At 39.3% G+C, this 4,527-nt stretch carries 5 protein-coding genes; 2 read left to right on the top strand and 3 right to left on the bottom strand.

The window, feature by feature from the left end; all coding sequences use genetic code 11:
• The first annotated feature begins 230 nt into the window (after positions 1 to 230).
• Positions 231 to 1,262 (top strand): LacI family DNA-binding transcriptional regulator, encoded by a 1,032-nt coding sequence (locus tag ACYTR8_RS10080; protein ID WP_111717568.1) that lies wholly within the window; start codon positions 231 to 233, stop codon positions 1,260 to 1,262.
• Positions 1,263 to 1,373: 111 nt separating this feature from the next.
• Here ACYTR8_RS10080 and ACYTR8_RS10085 read toward each other — a convergent pair whose 3' ends face one another.
• Both ACYTR8_RS10085 and ACYTR8_RS10090 read right to left on the bottom strand, forming a co-directional pair.
• Positions 1,374 to 2,309, bottom strand: a complete 936-nt coding sequence (locus ACYTR8_RS10085) for a serine hydrolase domain-containing protein (protein WP_479642109.1) — start codon at positions 2,307 to 2,309, stop codon at positions 1,374 to 1,376.
• Positions 2,306 to 3,058, bottom strand: coding sequence for a CppA family protein (locus tag ACYTR8_RS10090; RefSeq protein ID WP_111717570.1), 753 nt, complete (start codon positions 3,056 to 3,058; stop codon positions 2,306 to 2,308). The genes ACYTR8_RS10085 and ACYTR8_RS10090 overlap by 4 nt, the downstream gene beginning before the upstream one ends.
• Before the next feature lie 262 nt (positions 3,059 to 3,320).
• Between ACYTR8_RS10090 and ACYTR8_RS10095 the strand changes: the two genes are divergently transcribed.
• A complete protein-coding gene (locus ACYTR8_RS10095; RefSeq protein ID WP_479642108.1) occupies positions 3,321 to 4,226 on the top strand; it encodes a sodium:solute symporter in 906 nt (301 codons plus the stop codon).
• Positions 4,227 to 4,389: 163 nt separating this feature from the next.
• On the opposite strand, the gene ACYTR8_RS10100 is transcribed toward ACYTR8_RS10095, so the two are convergent.
• The coding region (locus tag ACYTR8_RS10100; protein ID WP_479641981.1) for an IS3 family transposase at positions 4,390 to 4,527 on the bottom strand (138 nt) is incomplete at its 5' end.

A 4,527-nucleotide genomic window follows, 5' to 3' on the forward strand; every position in this document is an offset into this window, starting at 1 on the left:
CAATCATCAATAGCAATAATAAAATCAATCATCGTAGTCACCTCATCTATAGTGTACTACTTTGATTGATTTTGTCATTATGAATCTAGTTTTCTGAAAACAAAAGTTTCTTCATGCGTTTGGCGTGGGAAAAATTTTGCAATGATTTTTTAGGGCTGGTCAAATATCGGACTTGTGGTATGATAGACTTATCATTATCGTATTAGCGATCCAAATACAGGAGTACTACAGTGGCAACCATCAAAGAAATTGCGGCAGAGTTGGGAATCAGCCCTATGACCGTCTCAAATGTATTAAATAATAAAAAACATAAGGTCAGCGAAAAAACCTATCAACGTGTCATGGCATTAGTGCAAAAAAGAGGTTATATCCCTGACGCCAATGCGCGTACGCTCAGTAGTGGTTCCTCGCGAATCATTGCTCTGTGGCTTCCTTCTTTTGAACAGAAAAGCCTCCTAGAAATCCCTTATTTGTCAACAATTACCGCAACCATTTCTCGATTTGCTAACCAGAATCATTATGAAATCATGTTGCTTTCCACACCATCAGTTCAAGAGTTTTGCCATGCTGTTAAATCGTGGGGAATTGATGGCGCTGTGGCTTTTGGGGTTTCTTCTGAAAATGCTCAATTAATTACACAAGTCCTTACCATACCGACCATCTTTATTGACTCCTATGTTGAAAATTCTGGTATTTGTACCATTAATTCTGATGATTTTTCAGGTGCTTATTTGGCTACTAAACATCTTTGTGAATGTGGGCATACTGCTATCGCATTTGCCAGTGGCAAGGAAGTCTATCAAGAAGACCGCTTTCGCCAAAATGGCCTCCTCTACCAACGCTTTTTAGGCTACCAAAAAGCTATTCAAGAATACAATTTAGACAGTCATCTCTTGGGAGAAGAGATTTCCTTTGAGGGAGGGGTACTTTTAGGCAAAGCTATCGCACAACATAATCCCAAACAGATTACGGCTATTTTCTCAACTGCAGATGAAATGATTGTGGGAATAAAAGAAGGTCTTGAGTCCTCTGGTCAAAAAGTGCCTACTGATTTTTCACTCATTGGCTTTGATAATTTACCTTTCACCTCTTATACAAGTCCTAAACTAAGTACCGTTCATCAAGAAACCACTCAAAAAGCTCAATTAGCGATTGACTCTCTACTTGCTTTGATGTCTGGTAAATCCATTCAAAATAAACAAGTCCTCCCTATCCAACTGCTGAAGAGAGAATCTGTTCTTGACAGAAGAAAACAATCATAACCTTCTCATCTCCAGGATGCTCCCTTTCTCTGTTAATCAAAAAGGTCACATTTTTTACAGTGTGACCTTTGTTTTTTCATGATGCTGACTAAACACATGGCAGACATAAGACTAGTGATTGTCTGACATGTAGTCAATGATAGCGTTTCTAATGCGACGACGTTCTCGAATCCAAAGGGGACGATCATCTTTATCATAGGTTCGATTTGTCAAGAAGATAGCTGCTTTTTGCTCTTTCTTATTCAACATAATAAATGGACCCGTATATCCCGTATGGTCAATCCAATCCTGTTCCAAATTCCAACCAAGGGAACGCGTTTTTTCTTGGAGACTGTAGTTGCTCCACAGCGAATCTGAAAAGGAATCCTCGAGATAATGCATAGCAAAATGTTCCAAATCGTTGAGGGTTGAAAACAACCCCGCTGATCCCGCCTGTTTTCCTAGCACTTTGGCTTTAGGATCATGAACGTGTCCGTCGTTCACTCCTTTTAGAGTAGGTACAGCAGTGGGTCTTGGGCCAAATGAGGTTTGTGGCATATCAAAAGGGTGAAAAACCAATTCTTGAAAGAGTTGTTCCAAAGTCTTGCCGCAGTAAGTTTCTAACATAAAACCAAGCAGTAAAAAATTCACGTCAGTGTACTGGAATGTCTTATCCTTTTTAAGGGATAACTGATTTAAGGCTGCTTGTAATTCCTGTGCTTGAAGGTGATCTCGATTCGGAATATAAGGATCTAGTCCACTGGTGTGAGTCAATAATTGGCGGATGGTCACTTCATCATGAACCATGTCTGGATAATAGTTTTTTAGGGAGTCATCGAGTTTTAGTGCTCCGCTATTGATCAAGAAAATACAGACAGTAGCAACTCCAACCACCTTTGACACACTAGCTAAATCATAGACCAAATCTGGCTGAACAGGTTGCTCTCCGTCTATTGTGCCCAGATAATACTCTTGCCACTGACCAGACTGAAAAAGGGCTAAGCTAGCCCCTCTGTATAATCCTTGTTGCATATGATCATTTAGTTGTTCTAACAAACCAAGGATCATTTCATAAACCAAATTTCTATCTGACTTGGATCAGAAATCACCAAAACCTTATGCTTTTTGTCTACATAAACGGGATGACCCGCTTCTTCCAAATGTGTTTTTAAAGCTGCCATGTCATAATCGGCAGGCACTTGAAACTCTAAAATCTCTAAATCCCAAGCAATGTGAGGATCGATGGTTAAATCGGGACCTTCCTCTTGAATGAAATCCATCGCAACAGGCAATCGCTCTCCAAATAGGTCATGGTAAAAGGCTTTTGATTGTTCCTCACTAGGGACGTTTAGGACGATTATATCAAAGCTAAATTGACTAAGACCCTTGAAGTCTTCCTCTTTTGTGAAAGCAGGCAATTCTACTCCTTCAAGGGTTTTGATATCATCTTCAGCATGTAACAAGAAGCGATCCCCTTCTGGAGAAACGGTTTCAAAAGCGTAGCCTTTTTCCCCTTTAAATAAGGTCTCATAGCTAGCTCCATGAGCGAGTAATTGTTCGATATCTTTAGGTTGGGCTGTTTTAATCACAATAGTGTTAATTTTTTTAGGCCCTTCTACTGCACGTGTTCTAGCTGAAGGAGATTCCTCAATTACAAATCGTTCCTGCCCTTGTCCCCACGATGAAAAAATCGCAATTGCATTTTCTTCTGACACTAGACGAAGACCTAGGGTCTTTTGGTAAAATGTAATGTTCAAGTCACGGTTGTTAACACGTAACACCGGGGTTTTAAAGACAAGATTCTTAAACAAAGTCATAATTTCCTCCTAATCCTCTGTTATTATAGAAAAAATTCTGATTTTTGACAAGAAATTATGCGCTCCTTATAAAGCGCTTAGGGGCCACTTAACGACTCCCCCCCTGTTAATCTTAACAATCTCTCCAAATAAGAAAAAATAATGATAGCCTTAAAGATTTCGATGTTTTGTTTTCTTCTTGTTTCATGAAAAGAAAACAAGCATTTACATTTTTGAGAGAGTCAAATTGACGGCACTCCTTTTTTTTTGTAAACTAGAACGTATGAATGAAATGATTATCCTTAGACTGATACAAGCTTTGCTAGTCTTAGCAATGCTTTTTATTTTCCTATTACTGGTTAGGCATATCCGAAAAAACAAGATCAATCCTTTTAAACGATTTTGGACTGGTTTTTGGATTGGTTTAGTAACCGATGCGCTTGATACCCTTGGGATTGGCTCTTTTGCCACAACCACAACATGTTTTAAACTAACCAAGTTAGTGACTGACGACCGGAAACTCCCTGGAACGATGACAGTTGGGCATGTCCTTCCTGTGCTCATCCAGTCCCTATGCTTTATTTTCGTGGTTAAGGTTGAAGTCTTGACCCTGGTCACTATGGCAGCAGCAGCCTTTATCGGCGCTTATTTTGGAACCAAAATTACCAAGAATTGGCATACTCCAACGGTTCAACGGATACTTGGCGGTCTCTTAATTTTGGCTGCACTTATTATGATTTTCCGTATGATTTTTCACCCCGGAGATAATCTCTCTGACGCTGTGCATGGCTTACATGGTATTTGGTTATTTGTGGGTATTGCCTTCAATTTTACCGTAGGTGTTCTCATGACGATGGGATTGGGTAATTACGCTCCAGAATTGATTTTCTTCTCACTCATGGGGCTTAGCCCAACTGTTGCTATGCCTGTTATGATGCTTGATGCTGCTATGATTATGACCGCCTCTAGCAGTCAATTTATCAAAGCAGATCGTGTCAGTTGGTATGGCTTTGCTGGCATTGTTCTTGGTGGCATTATTGGGGTTTTACTCGCTGTCTTCTTCCTGACAAATTTGGACCTTAATAGCTTAAAACTCCTCGTTGTTCTAATCGTTATCTTTACAGGAGGCATGTTAATTCGTTCTTCGCTCAACCCATCCATTGCTAACAAGCAGAAACAGACTCATTAATGGTTAATTTTTTAGAATCCTTTGAATCAGTGACTTTGAAGGATTTTTACAATTGGCTCACAAATGACAATTAAAAAAGAGTGAACGGCTCCCTGTCAAGTAGACAGTCAAATAATAAAAAATATGGACTTGTCAAGAAAAAATAGACATAAAGTTAAGCTAATTAGTAACTATTTTTTTCAAATTCTACAGGTGAGAGATACCCTAAAGCTGAATGCAGACGTTTAGGGTTATAGTAAGTCTCAATATATTTAAAAATCTCAAGCTGAGCTTGCTCAATAGTTGCGAAATGAGCATCATT

Source organism: Streptococcus sp. F2 (assembly GCF_056500955.1).